18 protein-coding genes are annotated in these 16,097 nt (G+C 61.4%); 9 read left to right on the plus strand and 9 right to left on the minus strand.

The annotated features are described in order from the left end of the window. Positions 1-3 precede the first annotated feature (3 nt). Both cobT and C934_RS0116535 read left to right on the plus strand, forming a co-directional pair. A complete protein-coding gene (gene cobT / locus C934_RS0116530; RefSeq protein WP_018857766.1) occupies positions 4-1,905 on the plus strand; it encodes a cobaltochelatase subunit CobT in 1,902 nt (633 codons plus the stop codon). Positions 1,906-1,925: 20 nt separating this feature from the next. After that, entirely contained in the window at positions 1,926-2,957 is a 1,032-nt protein-coding gene (locus tag C934_RS0116535) for an esterase-like activity of phytase family protein (RefSeq protein ID WP_018857767.1), read from the plus strand. 138 nt (positions 2,958-3,095) lie between these two features. On the opposite strand, the gene C934_RS0116540 is transcribed toward C934_RS0116535, so the two are convergent. Both C934_RS0116540 and rpmB read right to left on the minus strand, forming a co-directional pair. Further along, on the minus strand, positions 3,096-3,731 hold the full coding sequence (locus C934_RS0116540) for a queuosine precursor transporter (protein WP_018857768.1): 636 nt from the start codon (positions 3,729-3,731) through the stop codon (positions 3,096-3,098). Between the two features lie 115 nt (positions 3,732-3,846). Beyond that, positions 3,847-4,143: a 50S ribosomal protein L28 gene (gene rpmB, locus C934_RS0116545; RefSeq protein WP_024316182.1), complete on the minus strand. Its 297-nt coding sequence runs from the start codon at positions 4,141-4,143 to the stop codon at positions 3,847-3,849. Between the two features lie 238 nt (positions 4,144-4,381). Between rpmB and C934_RS0116550 the strand changes: the two genes are divergently transcribed. Next, positions 4,382-5,158: a DUF3108 domain-containing protein gene (locus tag C934_RS0116550; protein ID WP_026371845.1), complete on the plus strand. Its 777-nt coding sequence runs from the start codon at positions 4,382-4,384 to the stop codon at positions 5,156-5,158. A gap of 30 nt (positions 5,159-5,188) precedes the next feature. Next, positions 5,189-6,082 (plus strand): aromatic amino acid exporter YddG, encoded by an 894-nt coding sequence (yddG, locus tag C934_RS0116555; protein WP_018857771.1) that lies wholly within the window; start codon positions 5,189-5,191, stop codon positions 6,080-6,082. A gap of 13 nt (positions 6,083-6,095) precedes the next feature. Here yddG and C934_RS0116560 read toward each other — a convergent pair whose 3' ends face one another. Both C934_RS0116560 and gloB read right to left on the minus strand, forming a co-directional pair. Further along, positions 6,096-6,518: a cupin domain-containing protein gene (locus C934_RS0116560; protein WP_018857772.1), complete on the minus strand. Its 423-nt coding sequence runs from the start codon at positions 6,516-6,518 to the stop codon at positions 6,096-6,098. Further along, positions 6,518-7,288, minus strand: coding sequence for a hydroxyacylglutathione hydrolase (gloB, locus tag C934_RS0116565; protein WP_018857773.1), 771 nt, complete (start codon positions 7,286-7,288; stop codon positions 6,518-6,520). The genes C934_RS0116560 and gloB overlap by 1 nt, the downstream gene beginning before the upstream one ends. 54 nt (positions 7,289-7,342) lie before the next feature. On the opposite strand from gloB, the gene C934_RS0116570 reads away from it, so the two are divergent. From C934_RS0116570 to C934_RS0116580, 3 genes are all read left to right on the plus strand, one after another. Continuing rightward, a complete protein-coding gene (locus C934_RS0116570) occupies positions 7,343-8,119 on the plus strand; it encodes a class I SAM-dependent methyltransferase (RefSeq protein ID WP_026371846.1) in 777 nt (258 codons plus the stop codon). A 96-nt stretch (positions 8,120-8,215) separates the two neighbouring features. Then, positions 8,216-9,325 (plus strand): histidinol-phosphate transaminase, encoded by a 1,110-nt coding sequence (hisC, locus tag C934_RS0116575; protein ID WP_018857775.1) that lies wholly within the window; start codon positions 8,216-8,218, stop codon positions 9,323-9,325. Then, the gene (locus C934_RS0116580; RefSeq protein WP_018857776.1) at positions 9,322-10,251 is read left to right on the plus strand and encodes a prephenate/arogenate dehydrogenase family protein; all 930 of its coding nucleotides are present in this window, start codon (positions 9,322-9,324) and stop codon (positions 10,249-10,251) included. The genes hisC and C934_RS0116580 overlap by 4 nt, the downstream gene beginning before the upstream one ends. Before the next feature lie 10 nt (positions 10,252-10,261). Here C934_RS0116580 and C934_RS0116585 read toward each other — a convergent pair whose 3' ends face one another. Beyond that, entirely contained in the window at positions 10,262-11,257 is a 996-nt protein-coding gene (locus C934_RS0116585) for a DUF2125 domain-containing protein (RefSeq protein WP_018857777.1), read from the minus strand. A 51-nt stretch (positions 11,258-11,308) separates the two neighbouring features. Here C934_RS0116585 and C934_RS0116590 point away from each other — a divergent pair, with 51 nt between their 5' ends. Then, a complete protein-coding gene (locus tag C934_RS0116590) occupies positions 11,309-11,842 on the plus strand; it encodes a gamma-glutamylcyclotransferase (RefSeq protein WP_018857778.1) in 534 nt (177 codons plus the stop codon). A gap of 2 nt (positions 11,843-11,844) precedes the next feature. Here C934_RS0116590 and C934_RS0116595 read toward each other — a convergent pair whose 3' ends face one another. The 4 genes from C934_RS0116595 to ftsE all read right to left on the minus strand — a co-directional run bounded on the left by C934_RS0116595 (position 11,845) and on the right by ftsE (position 15,166). After that, a complete protein-coding gene (locus tag C934_RS0116595) occupies positions 11,845-12,642 on the minus strand; it encodes a lysophospholipid acyltransferase family protein (RefSeq protein WP_018857779.1) in 798 nt (265 codons plus the stop codon). Between the two features lie 84 nt (positions 12,643-12,726). After that, complete coding sequence (locus C934_RS0116600) at positions 12,727-13,434, minus strand: YdcF family protein (protein ID WP_025661883.1); 708 nt, start codon at positions 13,432-13,434, stop codon at positions 12,727-12,729. 69 nt (positions 13,435-13,503) lie between these two features. Then, positions 13,504-14,451 (minus strand): cell division protein FtsX, encoded by a 948-nt coding sequence (locus C934_RS0116605; RefSeq protein WP_245267959.1) that lies wholly within the window; start codon positions 14,449-14,451, stop codon positions 13,504-13,506. Positions 14,452-14,506: 55 nt separating this feature from the next. Next, positions 14,507-15,166 carry a cell division ATP-binding protein FtsE gene (ftsE, locus tag C934_RS0116610; RefSeq protein ID WP_007528031.1) on the minus strand — a complete coding sequence of 220 codons (660 nt, stop codon included), beginning with the start codon at positions 15,164-15,166 and terminating at the stop codon, positions 14,507-14,509. A 148-nt stretch (positions 15,167-15,314) separates the two neighbouring features. On the opposite strand from ftsE, the gene C934_RS0116615 reads away from it, so the two are divergent. After that, complete coding sequence (locus C934_RS0116615) at positions 15,315-16,022, plus strand: membrane protein (RefSeq protein ID WP_018857783.1); 708 nt, start codon at positions 15,315-15,317, stop codon at positions 16,020-16,022. Positions 16,023-16,097 lie beyond the last annotated feature (75 nt).

The following is a 16,097-nucleotide window of genomic DNA, read 5'->3' on the forward strand; positions in this document are numbered from 1 at the left end:
ATCATGGCTGCTCGCGGTGACAATTCGAAAGCAAAGCCCGGCTCGCCTGTCGACGTCGAGCCGTTGCGCCGGGCGATAACCGGCAGTGTGCGCGCGATCGCCGGCGACGGCGACGTCGAGGTGACCTTCGCCAATGAACGCCCTGGAATGACGGCCGAAAGGATCCGTCTGCCGGAGCTTTCCAAGCGCCCGACCATGCGTGAGCTGGCGATTACGCGCGGTCTCGGCGACTCGATGGCGCTGCGGCTCGCATGCCACGACGACAAGGTTCATGCGACGATGGCCCCGCAAGGCTCCGACGCGCGGGCAATCTTCGACGCCGTCGAGCAGGCGCGCGTGGAATCGATCGGTGCGCTGCGGATGGAAGGCGTGGCCACGAATCTCCGGACGATGACCGACGAGAAATACTCCAAGGCGAATTTCTCCGGCATCGAGCGGCAGGAAGACGCGCCGATCGGCGAAGCGATGGCCATGATGGTGCGTGAGAAGCTGACGGGCGAGAAGCCGCCAGCCTCCGCCGGCAAAGTGCTCGATCTCTGGCGCTCGTTCATCGAGGAGAAGGCTGGGTCCGACCTCGACGACCTTCCCTCCGTCATCGGCGACCAGCAGGCCTTTTCCAAGGTGATCCGCCACATGCTCTCCGCCATGGAAATGGCGGAAGAGTACGGTGACGACGACAGTCAGCCAGAGTCCGACGATGAATCGGAGCAGGAAGACCAGCCGAACGGCGACGAGCAGGATCAGGACGAGGTCGATGACGATGCGGGTTCGGATGCCGCGCCCGTAGAGGACAGCGAGGTCGCCGACGAGCAGATGGAGGACGGCGAGACCGAAGGCGCCGAGATCTCCGACGACGACATGCAGGAAGAAGGCGAGGAAGATTCCGAGACGCCGGGCGAGACCCGCCGTCCGAACACGCCCTTCGACGACTTCAACGAGAAGGTGGACTACCACGTCTTCACCGAGGAGTTCGACGAGACGATTACCGCCGAAGAGCTTTGCGACGCGGCCGAGCTCGAGCGCCTGCGGGCCTTCCTCGACAAGCAGCTTGCGCACCTGCAGGGCGCGGTCGGTCGACTGGCCAACCGCCTGCAACGCCGCCTGATGGCGCAGCAGAACCGTTCCTGGGATTTCGATCTCGAGGAAGGCTATCTCGACCCGGCACGCCTAACGCGCATGATCATCGACCCGATGCAGGCGCTCTCCTTCAAGATGGAGCGCGACACGCAGTTCCGCGATACGGTGGTGACGCTTCTGATCGACAACTCGGGCTCGATGCGCGGCCGTCCGATCACGGTTGCCGCCACCTGCGCCGATATCCTGGCCCGCACGCTGGAGCGTTGCGGCGTCAAAGTCGAGATCCTGGGCTTCACGACGAAGGCCTGGAAGGGCGGACAGGCGCGCGAGAAGTGGCTTGCCAGCGGCAAGCCGCAGACGCCGGGCCGTCTCAACGATCTGCGGCATATCATCTACAAGTCGGCCGACGCGCCCTGGCGTCGCGCGCGGCCCAATCTCGGCCTGATGATGCGCGAAGGGTTGCTCAAGGAGAACATCGACGGCGAAGCGCTTATGTGGGCGCATAACCGCCTGATCGGCCGCCGTGAGCAGCGCAAGATCCTGATGATGATCTCCGACGGTGCGCCGGTGGATGACTCGACGCTGTCGGTCAATCCGGGCAACTACCTGGAGCGACATCTGCGTGCCGTCATCGACCGGATTGAGACGCGCTCACCGGTAGAGCTGCTGGCAATCGGCATCGGCCATGACGTGACGCGCTATTACAGGCGCGCCGTAACGATCGTCGATGCTGACGAGCTGGCCGGTGCCATGACCGAGCAGCTTGCGTCGCTGTTTGAAGATAAGACCGCCCAGCCGCGGGGCGGTCGCCTCCGCCGCGCCGGTTAACCGCGAAGGACGCTTTCTGGATGCTCCGGAAGCCCTTCGCCAGCCTGATGTCAATTGCTTTCGGGCTGGCGGCTCTCATGTCGTCGGCGCTTGCCGAGGGCGACGTCGAGGTCCGCAGTCGCGTCATCACCGAATTCAAGATCGGCTCCGATGAGATCAAGTTCGGCTCGCTCGAGTTTCTCGGCGGGCTGGAAATGGTCTCGCCGCAGCGACTGTTCGGCTCTCTGTCGTCGATCCGGTTTCGATCGGACAAGACGCATTTCGTCGGCGTGCTGGACACCGGTCACTGGATGACGGGCCATATCGAACGCGATCCGCAGGGGCGCCTGTCGGATCTCGCCGAAGTCGCCATCACGCCGATGAAGAACCGCGTGGGGCGCAGCTTCGAAGGCAAGGGGTATATGGATGCCGAGGGCCTGACGCTGCATGGCGACCGGATCCTCGTTTCCTTCGAGCAGGATCATCGGGTCGATGCCTATCCCGATCCGGGTTTCGCGACATCGCGTGCGATCGATGCCCTTCCCATTCCCTTTCCGAAGAGATCGCTGCGGGGGAATCGCGGCTTCGAGACGATCGCCGTTGCACCCGTCGACAGCGTTCTGAAAGGAGGCATATTGATCGTCGCGGAGCGCAGCCTGGACGCTGACGGGAATGCCTATGCAGCAATCTTGGACGGGCCGCAGAAGGGACGCCTTGCGCTCGCTCACTATGGCGATTTCGACGCGACGGACGGAGCCTTCCTGCCGAACGGTGATCTCCTGCTCCTGGAGCGTCGTTTCAACATGGCGGAAGGTATCGGGATGCGCATTCGCCGCATCAAGGCGGCCGACATCCGCCCGGGCGCCGTCATGGACGGCGAGATATTGCTGCAGGGCGACTTCAGCTACCAGATCGACAATATGGAAGGCCTGGATGCCTTCACGGCCGATGACGGCACCACGCATGTGGTGATCGTCTCCGACGACAACCATTCCATCCTGCAACGGAATTTGATGCTGGAGTTCCGGTTGGTGGAACCGCGAGCCGGCGACACGGCCCGCTTACAGAATTGAAACCTGGCATCAGCCGCCGATCACTGGAAGCAGCGTAGCCGCAGAATAGCCAATAGTGCAGCGAGTTTCCGTGTGCTCGAATGCAAAACGGCGGAGCATAGGCTCCGCCGTCCGTCCGAGATAGTGGCTTCGAACTTTTTAGTTGGCGCGCGCTACCTGCATCGGGCGCAGCACATTCATCAGCGCGCCATAGGGCAGCAGCATTACGAGGCCGACAATCATTTTTACCGAGAAATCGCCAATCGCCCAGGAAATCCAGCGCGGTGCCGCAGCCGACAGGACGCCGAGGATCGGCGCCGATTCAAGCGCGAACGGATCGTTCGGGCCGAAGAAGACGAAGAAGGCCGCAAAGGCGAAGGAGAAGAAGATCACCGTGTCCAGCATCGAGCCGATGAGCGAACCGACGAGCGGCGCGCGCCACCAGGCCTGACGGCGCAGGCGATTGAAGAGCGAGATATCGAGCAGCTGGCCAGCGAGGTAGGCCGAGCCGGAGGCGATCGCGATACGCGGAACCGAGGTATAGAAGGACAGCGTCACGCCAACGACGAAGCCGGCGAAGACAACCTTGCGGGCAGCCTGCGGGCCGAACTGGCGGTTGGTCAGATCGGTGATGAGGAAGGCGACCGGATAGGTAAAGGCGCCCCAGGTCAGGATGTCGGCCAGATTGATGCCGGCGAGCTCGGCATGCAGCGGGAACTGGACGAGGAAGTTCGAGGCGACGACGACCAGCGTCATCAGTGCGACATAGATCAGCGTAGAGCGAGTCGTCAGCATTTTTTTATCCTGGGGTATGCCACCAGTTCGAGGAACAATTGGCAAAGCAAAAGGCTTGTCCGGATATTATCCGTGCAAGCCTTTTGAAGCCGTATGAAGAAGAAGCGGTCGAAGCTTACGCAGCAGCAGCTTCGGCAGTCTTCTTGACGATCTGGCGACGCAGCAGACGAGCGCGCATCGACAGTTCATTTTCGCTTGCCTTCAGCAGGAAGGCATCGAGACCGCCGCGATGCTCGACGGAACGAAGAGCAGCAGCCGAAACGCGAAGACGATAACGCTGGCCGAGCGCGTCGGAGATCAGCGTAACTTGGCACAGGTTCGGGAGGAACCGGCGCTTGGTCTTGTTGTTGGCATGGCTGACATTGTTACCAGTCAGGACTGCCTTGCCGGTCAATTCGCACATGCGGGACATGGAACACCTATTCTTGTTTTTCTCGGCCATCGGTTGCGGACCCGCGCATAATCGGGCTAGCAATCCAACGGGCCATGATTGGAAAGTTGCGGTTCTATAGTCAGACAGGCCGCGTGCGTCAAGCCAAACCTTGGCGTTTCCCGCAATTCTGTCAAAAAGCTTGTGTTTGCTTCGTCGTGACACAGGCGTATAGACCGTGATGAACGGCTTTACCAGCCGCTTGAACAAGGTTCATTTCATGGCTCATCTGGGCAAACGCATTTTTGTTTCCGCGGTCGCGGCGCTGATGGCCGTTCCGGCCAGCGCGAGCGAGATCGTGCATCGGACGGAATACAGGGTTGCGCTCGGTATTCTGACGATTGCGCGCGCCGCCTTTCTGACGAAGATCGAGGACGACAAGAGCTACCAGGTGTCCGGTGACATCAGCTCGGCCGGCCTTGCCGACCTCGTTACCAACATCTCCGCCAAGACGAGCGTCGACGGCGTTCTGCGCGGCGACCGACTGCAGGCGTCCCGCTACTATCTCTACTACAAGAGCGGCAAGCGCGCCCGGACATACGAGGTGCGCTACAGCAACGGCAATATCACCTCGACGACGGTGAAGCCGCCCCGAAAGCCTCCGAACAACTGGGTCAACGTACCGGCAAGCGACATGCGCTCGGTCCTCGATCCGATCTCGGGTCTGATCTTCCCCGCAGATGCCAATGTCTGCGCGCAGAAGCTGCCGATCTATGACGGCGAGATGCGCATGGATCTCGTGCTCTCGCCGAAGGGTGCCCAGAATTTCTCGACCACGGGTTTCAACGGCAAGGCGACGGTCTGCAGTGTGCGGTTCGTCCCTCGCTCCGGCTACAAGAAGGGGCGGAAGGATATCGATTATCTGAGCAAGAGCAGCCGGATGGAAATCTGGTTTGCCAAGTCAGATGCGGCAAATGTATATGCTCCTGTTTATGTTCGTATTCCGACGCAATACGGACCGGTGACGATCACCGCTGTAAAGTACGGTGCAAGCTGACGGAGCAGGGGCCTCCGTGAAGGGGGACAGGTGAAGCTTCGGGCAACGCTAATCGGCTTTACGGCCATTCTCATGTGGTCGATCCTGGCGCTGTTGACAGCTGCATCAGGCACCATGCCGCCGTTCCAGCTATCGGCTATCTGCTTTGCCATCGGCAGCATTCCCGGCATCGTCGTGCTGCTCCTCAATCCTTCGCGCCTGGCGCTGCTCAAGCAGCCGGCCAAGGTCTGGGTGACAGGGATCGCCGGCCTGTTCGGGTATCATTTCCTCTATTTCACGGCCATCAGAAACGCCCCGGCCGTCGAAGCCGGGCTGATTGCCTATCTCTGGCCGCTCTTGATCGTCGTCGGATCGGCGCTGCTGCCGGGCGAACGACTGCGCTGGTATCATGTGGCTGGGGCGTTGGCCGGTCTCTGCGGCACCTTCCTGATCGTCGGACGCAACGGCATCAATTTCGATGGCGCCTATGCCGTCGGCTATGGAGCGGCTTTCCTCTGCGCCTTCACATGGTCGGGCTATTCGCTGCTGACACGGCGGTTCGATGCGGTCTCGACCGACGTCGTCACCGGCTTCTGCATCGCGACCTCGATCCTGTCGCTCATTTGCCATCTCGGGCTCGAGACAACCGTCTGGCCGGAAACGGCGTTGCAGTGGATCGCGGTGGTTGGCCTCGGGCTCTTTCCTGTGGGAGCGGCTTTTTATGCGTGGGACTACGGTGTCAAGAACGGCGATATCCAGATCCTGGGTGCCGCAAGCTATGCCGCGCCGCTTCTCTCGACGCTCAACCTCACGCTGTTCGGCTTTGCCGAGCCGAGCTGGCGGATCGCCCTCGCCTGCGTGCTCGTGACAGGCGGTGCCGTGCTTGCGGCAAACGAGATGTTTCGCCGCAAGGCCACGATGGTTGAGCAAGGCGGAATAGCCTAGACGCTGAAAGGCTCTAATCCGCCGGCTTCCAGTCCGGCGGTGCCATTTCGAAGGATGCGAATTCGAAGCCGGGCGCAACCGTGCATCCGACTAGCGTGTAATCGCCCGTTGTTTCGGCTGACTGCCACCAGTTGGCGGGAATGATCGCCTGCGGACGCTCGCCCTTGGGGATGTCAGTCCCAAGGATCAGCGTCTCGCTGCTGGTGCCATCCTCAGAGCAGTGAAGCGCAAGCGGAGCCCCGGCATAGTGGTGCCAGACTTCCGCCGCATCACGGACGCGGTGCCAGTGAGAACGCTGCCCCGCCTTCAGGAGATAGTAGATCGCCGTCGAGTGGCCGCGCGATCCCCCCTTGAGGTCTCGGAACGTCTGCACGTACCAACCGCCTTCGGGATGCGGCTGCATTCCAAGCTCGCGGATAATATCGTCCGGCGACATCAGAAATTGTCCTTGCGCCGGCGGATCTCCGCGAAGACTTCCTCGTTGCTCTTGTTCTCCATCAGCAGGTTGCGACGGATGGCCGGATCGGCGGCGCGCAGGAACGGGTTGGTCTCTTTCTCAAGCGCCAGCGTGGTCGGGATGGTGAACTTGTTCTCGGCCCGCAGAGCTTCGATTTCGGCCGCACGGACTACCAGTCGCTGGTTGTCCGGATCGATGGTGACCGCAAAACGTGCGTTCGACAGTGTGTATTCGTGGCCGAAGTAGATCGCGGTTTCGTCAGGCAGCACGGCAAGCTTCTGAAGCGAGTGCCACATATCGGCAGCCGGGCGCTCGAAAAGACGCCCGCAGCCGAGCGCAAATAGCGTATCGGCGGCAAAAAGCAGCTTGTCGTCGACGAAGTGGTAGCAGATATGCCCGGCCGTATGTCCGGGAGTCTCGATGACCTGTACCGTGTGATCGCCGAACAGGAATGTATCGCCATCGGCCATGGTCTTGTCGAGGCCGGGGATTGCCACCGCCTCGTTGATCGGGCCGATGATCTCGCAGCCATATTGTTCCTTGAGCGCGAGATTGCCTTCGACGTGGTCCGTATGGTGATGGGTTGTGAAGATATGCGAGATCGTCCAGCCGCGGCGGGACGCAGCCTTCTCCACTGCGCCTGCATCCGGAGCGTCGATCGATGCCGTCAGGCCGGTTTCAGGATCGTGCACCAACACACCGAAATTGTCGGAACGGCAGAGAAAAACGTCTAAATCCAAAGGTTTCATAGTTTCAGGCAGCCTCTTTATCGCGGGTATATCGGGAATGTAGAGGGTCGCGCCTTGAAGTCCAACCGTGCACTGATAACATTTGCCTTGATGCACGCTGATATTGTCGACCTACGCCAGTTCTATCATTCCGACCTCGGGCGCATTGCCGAGCACTCGATCGCTATGGCCCTCTCGTCGCTTTGGGTGCGGCTACCGCAGGAGCGTCTCGTTGGCCTCGGCTACGTGGTTCCCTTCCTCGATCGCTTTCAACCCGACACGGAGCGAACCTTTGCCTTCATGCCGGCCGGGCAGGGGGCGGTGAACTGGCCGGTAGGCGCTCTTTCCTCGACCGCCCTGATCTTCGACGAGGAATTGCCACTGCCGGATTCCTCGATTGACCGGGTGCTGATGGTCCATTCCCTGGAATTCGCCGAAAGCCCGCGGGAAACCCTGAAGGAGCTGTGGCGCGTATTGGCGCCAGGCGGACGGCTGGTCATCGTCGTCCCGAACCGCCGCGGTGTTTGGGCGCGCATGGAACACACGCCGTTCGGCTCTGGACGCCCCTATTCGCGAGGGCAGCTGACGAGCCTTCTGCGCGAGACCAATTTCACGCCCGGCGCGACGGCGGAAGCATTGTTCTTTCCACCCTCGAAGCTGCGCACGATGATGAGCCTGCGCAGTGTCTTCGACCGCGTGGGACGCGCCTTATGGCCGGCATTCTCGGGCGTTATTATCGTCGAGGCGCAGAAGCGGCTCTATCAGGGCCTGCCGGTTGCCGCCCGCGCCTCGCGGCGCGTCTTCGTACCGGTTCTGGCGCCGCACGGCGTTCCAACGACGCGCAGTAGTTAGAGCCTAAAGCCGTGGCACTCGACAAGGGCGCCGTTCCGTTCTATTGCCACGGGGCAATTTCAGCCGAATTTTCCCGGTATTTCCAAGGTCGATCCCATGAGCGAAGAGAAGAGCAAGCCCGTTCCGCGTCCCGGTATTCTGGATATCGCAGCCTATGTGCCGGGCAAGGAACATGCGCCGGGCGTTGCCCGCGTCTACAAGCTCTCTTCCAATGAAACACCCCTTGGCGCGAGCCCGAAGGCGATCGAAGCTTTCCGCAATGCCGCCGGCAGTCTCGAGCGCTATCCTGATGGCCAGGCCACGGAACTTCGTGAGGCGATCGCGGCTGTGCATGGTCTGAACCCCGCCAACATCATGTGCGGCAATGGCTCGGACGAGTTGCTCGGCCTGCTTTGCCATGTCTATCTCGGGCCTGGCGACGAAGGCATCATCACCGAGCACGGCTTTCTCGTTTACAAGATCCAGATCATGGGCGCGGGTGCGACGTCTGTCGTCGTCAAGGAGAAGGATCAGACGGTCGACGTCGATGCCATTCTGGCGGCCGTTACGCCGAAGACCAAGATCGTCTTCATCGCCAATCCCGGCAATCCGACGGGTACCTATGTTGCGGTCAGCGAAATCCGCCGTCTTCAGGCATCCCTGCCGAAGCGGGTCGTTCTGGTGCTCGATGCCGCCTACGCGGAATATGTCCGCCGCAACGACTACGAGGCCGGCATCGAGATCGTTTCGTCGAATGCCAACGTCGTCATGACCCGTACCTTCTCCAAGGTCTATGGCCTGGCCGCGCTTCGCGTTGGCTGGATGTATGCGCCGGCAGACATCATCGATGCGGTCAATCGCGTCCGCGGCCCGTTCAACATGAACGCCGCAGCCATTGCCGCGGGCGCTGCAGCCATTCGCGACCAGGCGTTCACGCAGGAGGCCGCCTCCTTCAACCAGATGTGGATCGAGAAGCTGACGGGTGCGCTCGAGGCTCTCGGCCTCAAGGTGACGCCGTCGGTCGCCAACTTCGTGCTCATCCACTTCCCGGATGTCGATGGCAAGCGCGCGCCGGAAGCCGATGAGTTCCTGACCAGCCGCGGCTATATCCTGCGCGCTGTAAAGGGCTATGGCTTCCCGAACGCGCTGCGCATGAGCATCGGTCCGGAAGTGGCGAACCGTGGCGTCATCGAAGCGCTCGGCGAGTTCATGGGACGCAAGTCATGACGGTGCAGTTCGATCGCATTGCGCTGATCGGGATCGGCCTGATCGGCTCTTCGCTGGCCTATGATATCAGGCGGCTCGGTCTCTCAGGTGAGATCGTCGTCTCGACGCGCAGCGCCGAAACGCTGAAGCGAGCGGAGGAGTTGAGCCTGGGCGATCGCTATACGACCTCGTCGGCAGAGGCCGTCAAGGATGCGGACCTGGTGATCGTGTCGGTTCCCGTCGGCGCGTCGGAGAGCGTGGCGAAAGAAATCGCCGGCAGCCTGAAGCCCGGTGCCATCGTCACCGATGTCGGTTCGACCAAGGCATCCGTCATTGCCCAAATGCAGCCGCATATGCCGCCGCACGTGCATTTCATTCCCGGCCATCCTCTTGCCGGCACGGAGAAGTCCGGCCCAGACGCCGGATTTCCCGGGCTCTTCGAAGGGCGCTGGTGCATCTTCACCCCGATCGCCGGAACCGACCAAGCGGCATTGAAAAAGTTGCGGCGGTTCTGGGAAACGCTCGGCTCCAAGGTCGACGAGATGGATCCCGAGCACCACGACAAGGTGCTCGCCATCGTCTCACACCTGCCCCACATCATCGCCTACAACATTGTCGGCACGGCGGATGATCTCGAGGCGGTGACGGAATCGGAAGTAATCAAGTATTCCGCGTCCGGCTTCCGCGACTTCACGCGTCTGGCCGCTTCCGATCCGACGATGTGGCGCGACGTCTGCCTGCACAACAAGGATGCGATCCTCGAAATGCTGGCGCGCTTCTCCGAGGACCTCGCTTATCTGCAGCGGGCCATTCGCTGGGGCGAGGGCGACAAGATCTTCGATCTGTTCACCCGCACGCGTGCCATCCGCCGTTCGATCATCCAGGCCGGCCAGGACGTTGATGCGCCGGACTTCGGCCGTCCGCATCCGCTCGAAAAGAAAGCCTGAAGGCTCTATTTCAGATCGGCGGGATCGATCCCAACGGAATGAAACCGCCGACCGTGGCATTGCCACGTGCTACAACGAGATCGACGGAAACCTTGTCGCCGCCGCCCGCCAAAGCTTTCAGCAGCTTGGCGGCGGTGTCGACCGTCTTGGCGATTTCAGGGAAGGTCTGCTTGACGCTGTCGCGCCAGGGGCCGAGCTGTTCGATCTCCAGCTTGAATTTGCCCGACAGATAGCCCTCCTCGTCGAAGGAGAAGGGGCCGCTCAGGGTCATGACCTTGCCGTCGCCGATGTCGGCCACGACCTTGCGCAGTTCGCCGCTGGCGCCGTAGAGGCCCTTTTGGTCGCTGCCGTCGATCATGCCGGCCTTGCCGGCCAGCGTCACGTCGGCGCTCGCCGAGAGCTTCGGGAATGCCGGCCAGTCCTTGATGGCGGTATTGGAATCCTTCAGCGAGATCGCGCCATCCAGGTCGCCGTTGTTCTGGCGAAGGTGGATCTCCGTGTGAGCAGCGTCGAAATTGATCGTCTGGCCGGTCTGGGAAGCCGCCGTCCCCTTGAGCCCGTCGATGATGGTGGAGGAGCGGTCGATGCCCTTTAGCTTGGTGATCAGGCTGGATTGTAGGTTTGCCCATTCGGCATTGAGCGTCAGGCCGTGGGCGGTGCGGATCTCGGCGGGCGAGTCGAGTTCCCAAACGATATGCCCTGGAGCATAGACCTGGGCTGCGGAGCGCAGCTCGCCAAAACTCGCCGACACGCCGTTGACGTTGTCATCGACATCGACCTTCGAGCAGAACAGGCCGATCCGGAACGGATAGCCGCGGAAGTCGATATCGGCGCATTCGGCGGTGACGCCTGCGGTGTTGCCCGGCGCGATCGCCTTCAGCACCGTCGTTTTCAGCTGCGCGGCGGCATAGAACCAGCCACTCGTATAAAGCGCGATCACCAGGAGGAGGATGCAGCCGAGCCACCAGAATTTTCTGCCGCTGCGGGATGGGCTTGACGCTGCCATGATGTTCTCCAAAGGTGACGCGCGAGTGGGAATGTGGGTCTGGCGTGCGATATGGACGAATTTTGGGTGTTTGGCTACGGATCACTGATGTGGAATCCGGGCTTCGAATTTTTGGAGCGTTCTCAGGCGCTTGTCTATGGCTATAGACGGTCGCTCTGCGTGCATTCCTGGGTGCATCGCGGCACGCAGCAGAAACCGGGCCTCGTGCTCGGCCTTGATCGTGGTGGTTCCTGCCGTGGAATGGCCTTTCGGATCGCGCCGGATCAGTGGGGCGAGACAATCGACTATCTGAGGGAGCGCGAGCTCGTAACCAACGTCTATCTTGAGCGTTGCCTGCCCCTCCAGTTGGCGGACGGCCGGAGCAGCAAGGCGGTCGCCTACGTCGTCGATCGAGCGCATACGCAATATGCCGGTGGGCTCGACGCGATCGCGGCGGCGCACGTTGTCCACGGTGCGGAGGGCCGATCAGGGCCGAACGACGCCTATGTCTTCAATACGCTGGCACACCTGCGGGAAATGGGCATTCGCGACCACTGGCTGGAGCAGGTGGTCGGCGAAGTGGAACGACTAAGAAACGCGGCCTGAGTTCAGGCCGTCGTTGCCTTCGCTTTCTGCAATTCCGCGAGCCGACGAGCGGCGGTCGGCGGGAGCGGCAGGTTCGGGTTGCGCTTGACCGTGTCGACCAGCAGTTCATCGCTCGCCTTCTCGGTCACCTCGATCAGATGCGCGAAAAAGGCATCGGGGTCCATGCCGGGTTGGATTGGCGGCAGGATCCGCACCTTGAAGTGACCGGGGTAGCGCAACGTGCTGCGGCGCGGCCAGAACAGGCCGGGGTGCATGGCGACCGGCACGACCGGTAGCTGCAGGTCGCGGTACATGCGGGCGATGCCGTATTTGTAGAGCGGTTCGGCACCGGGCGGGCGGCGCGTGCCTTCGGGGTAAATGATCAGCTGGCGGCCGGTTGCCAGCTCTTCCTTGGTTCGCCTCAACGCCTCGACCATCACCTTGCCGCGGGCGCCGCGATTGACCGGGATCATCCGCTGCTTCTTGGCATACCAACCGAAGAGCGGGATCCACATCAGCTCTCGCTTCAGAATGTAGACCGGATCCTTGAGCCACGGCAGCAGGGCATAGGTATCCCAGAACGACTGATGCTTCGGCGCCAGGATATAGCCGCCATCGGGCAGATTCTCCATGCCCTCGATCTCGAAGGTCGTGCCGACGATCTTCTCCATCAGCCAGTGGCTCGACAGTGCCCAGTTCTTCGGTATGCGGTAGGCGTCCTTGCGTGGCGCGACGAAATAATAGGGGGAGAGCACGATCATGCGAACGATGAGGTTGGCGTAGAAGATCGTGTTGAAGAGAACGGAACGCAGGGCGATCATAAATTTTCCCGAGGCCAATGTCCGCAAGAGGCGGTTGCGCCCTCCTACACGATATTGGCGTTCAGAAAAAGGTTTCCCTCGGCATTAGCCGGAGACGCCTGCCGAGCGGAGCCCAGGGTGCCGGCCAAGTCCCGTCAGATTGCGCGCGCCGGCGAAGAGCACTTTCGCATATTCGGCGAGCATGACCCGGACGGCGTTGGGATCGGTGAACCAGTCGCTGGTCTTCAGGTCCGTATTGACAACGGGGTAGGGAATGAACTGCGTTTCGGCGTCGACATAAGCGAGTTCCGCCAGGCTGCGCGGCATGTGGTAGTTGTTGGTGACGACGAGGACGCTCTTGTAGCCGCGCTGGTGGATCCAGTTCGATGCTTCCTGGGCATTGCCGATCGTGTCGAGTGCGTCGTAGCCGACGTCGACGCAGCATGTGAAAAGTTCCGGCGAGGCCTGGGTCATCCTGCGGATCTGCTTCGGCGTGGTTGTCGGATGCACGCCCGAAATCAGCAGGCGTTTTCCGGCGCCTTTCTGCAGCAGTTCGACGGCCTGGTCGATTCGCTGGTAGCCACCCGTCAGAACGACGATTGCGTCTGCCCGTGGGTCAAGCGGAGGTTTCAGGGTCGTGACGGAATCGGCAAAGCGCAGGAACCCACCAAAAATCAGGGCGATGGCAAGGATGGAGGCCATGCCGCCCCAGCGCAGCATGCGTCGCACGGGGCCGCGAACAGGTCGCCCGTCGGAGCGAAGAAGCTCCGCTCCAGGGCGAATCGGGGTGCGCGGAATGTGTCCCATGCTCATGAATCGGAAAAATATATGCAGATTGCGGCGGCGAACAGACGCTTTCATGGCAAAAAAGGCATGACAAGCTTAATTCACGAGCCCATCCGCCCGTGTCGGGTCGGAACGCAACGTATCGATCTCGTAAATCGTCCGCATCACCGTCAGCCGTGCCGTGAAGGTCGTCAGCAGGGCGATGACGATCATGGTCGCAAAGATGCCGAGATAGCCAAGCGCGCCGACCGAGAACGTGCCAAAGAGCGCGGTGGCCTGGTCCGTCTGCGGCGTCGCCAAGGTCCGGCTCTGCAAGAAGCCGGCGGTGAGGAAGAACAGCGCTGCAAGGGCGCTCCCAACCGCCGATCCCTTCAGGCTGATCTTCAGGAAGTGCTTCTGAAACTCGTTGGCGACGAAAGAGCTTTCGGCGCCAACGAAATGCAGCACCTCGACGATATGGCGGTTGCCAGAGAGAGCTCCTCGGGTTGCGAAAACGACTGTCAGTACCATGGCCGAGAAGACAAGCAGCAGGATGCCGGTGCCGATCATGACCGTCGTGTGGGCCATCGACACCAGACGGTCGACCCAGGTGCGGTGATCGTCGAGCGAAGCCTGCGGAATGCTCCCCTTGAGCAGGGAGCGCATTGCCTCGAAATCGGGCGGGTTGCTTTCGTCGATGGTGATAATGACAAGCCGCGGGACCGGAAGTTCCTTGATGTCGAGCCCTGTGCCGAGCCAGGGTTCGAGTAGGCGGGCGGTTGCCGCTTCGTCGACGATCTGACCGTCCTTGGTGCCGACGAATGTCAGAGCGAGATCGCGCGCCTGCGCCAGCGTCTTTTCCATGTCCAAGCCCTCATCGGGCCTGATCTGGATGGTGATCTCGCGGGAAATCTGGCTCTCCCAGCTCGCCGCTGTGGAACGCACCATGCTGACGCCGCCGAGCGTCAGGCAGGCGAGAAAGGCCATGATGGCGATCACCACCATTAGCGCATTGCCCTGAATGTTGGCAGACGGCAGGATCGGCGCCGTCGGCCGCACCTTCATCTCCGGCCGCTTCTGGCCTTTCGGGGCGGCCTCAGCCGGCGGTTTGGGCGCAGCTTTAGTCATGGATATCAAGGTGCCCTTCCGAGAGTATCATGCGGCGGGCTTCCACTTGGTCCATCAGTGCCAGATCGTGAGTCGCGATCACAACTGCCGTGCCGAGACGATTGAGTTCGAGGAAGAGATTGAGCAGACGGCGAGCCATTGGCGGATCGACGTTGGCGGTCGGCTCGTCTGCAAGCAGGATCTCGGGACGGTCGATCAAGGCCCGCGCGATCGCGGCGCGCTGCTTTTCGCCGCCCGAAAGCACCGGCGGCAGAACGTTGATGCGCTCGCCGAGACCGACCCACTTCAGAAGTTCTAGCACGTCGGTCTTGTAGGAGCTCTCGTCCTTGCCACGCACGCGCAGCGGCAGGGCCACGTTCTCATAGGTGGTCAAGTGGTCCAGCAGCCGGAATTCCTGGAAGATGATGCCGACGCGCCGCCGCAGCAAAGGTAATTCGGGCCGCGGAATATCGGAAATGTCGCGTCCGAACATGCGGATTAGCCCGCGGGTCGGCTGCAGCGATAGAAACAGCAGCCGGAGCAGCGTGGTCTTGCCGGCGCCCGAGGGGCCTGTCAGGAACTGAAACGATTTCTTCGGAATGTCGAACGTCAGGTCCCGGAGAATTTCCGGGCCCATCCCATAGCGCAAACCGACATTTTCGAAGTGGATCAACGATAGATCAGTCTTTTGTTTGTTCACCGCACGACTTGTTAACCAACAGCATTAACAACCAGTAAATTTATCGGAAAGACGCCGCTTTGATGGCGATCTTTGCGAAGCATTAACCATTAAAATTTACGACTGAGGAGGATTCGTTTCAATGCCGGATTTCCGTCCGGCTCGAAACCATGTGGACACCGGAAAGGCCGTCATCATGACCTCCTCCTCGTTCAGACGCCAGGCGCCCGGCCGCAGCTATGATTTTCTGCCGCCCGAGCCGATCAAGCGCGAGGCCCGCCGAGCCCGCCCAGCCGATGTGGCCGATGCCGAATTCGTAGTGATCAACAACCGCTCCCAGGCCTTTGATGCCCGGAGCTTCAATGGCAATCGCCGACGTCCTCCGGCGCCTTCGATGCTCCGGCCGACGTCCCCGCGAGCTTCGATGGAATCATTCGTCCGAGCGGGCGAAGCCTGGCTGCAGCAGGCATCGGTCAAGACTTTCGCCGCCCTGGTGGTCGCGCTTTCGGTGCTGGTGTTTGGTCTCGTCGGTGGCTTCTCCGGCCTCTCTGAAAGCGACGCTGCACCGGCAGAGGCACCGCTGCATTTCTCGCATGTCACGATCACGCCCCGCGAGGCAAACGGGATGCAGGTGTTGCTGATCAACGGCATCATCGACAACCAGAGCGGCACGACGCAGATCGTTCGCCCCATCCGCGCCAACTTTTTTGCCGGCGAACAGTTGACCGCGAGCATCGTCATCAACCCGCCGGTGGATGTCCTCTACGCAGGGCAAAGCCGCGGATTTTCTACGAGAGTCCAATACACCGGTGGAAAAATGCCGGAAGTCCGGCTTTCGTTCATGCCCTGAAGGGCTCTAAAGGGGTGTTTCATCGCGCCGTTTGTGGTAACGGCTTGTGCTTCTATTCATGGAGCAAGCCTGCTT

The sequence above is a fragment of the Rhizobium sp. 42MFCr.1 genome (assembly GCF_000377185.1).
Classification (GTDB): Bacteria; Pseudomonadota; Alphaproteobacteria; order Rhizobiales; family Rhizobiaceae; genus Rhizobium; species Rhizobium altiplani.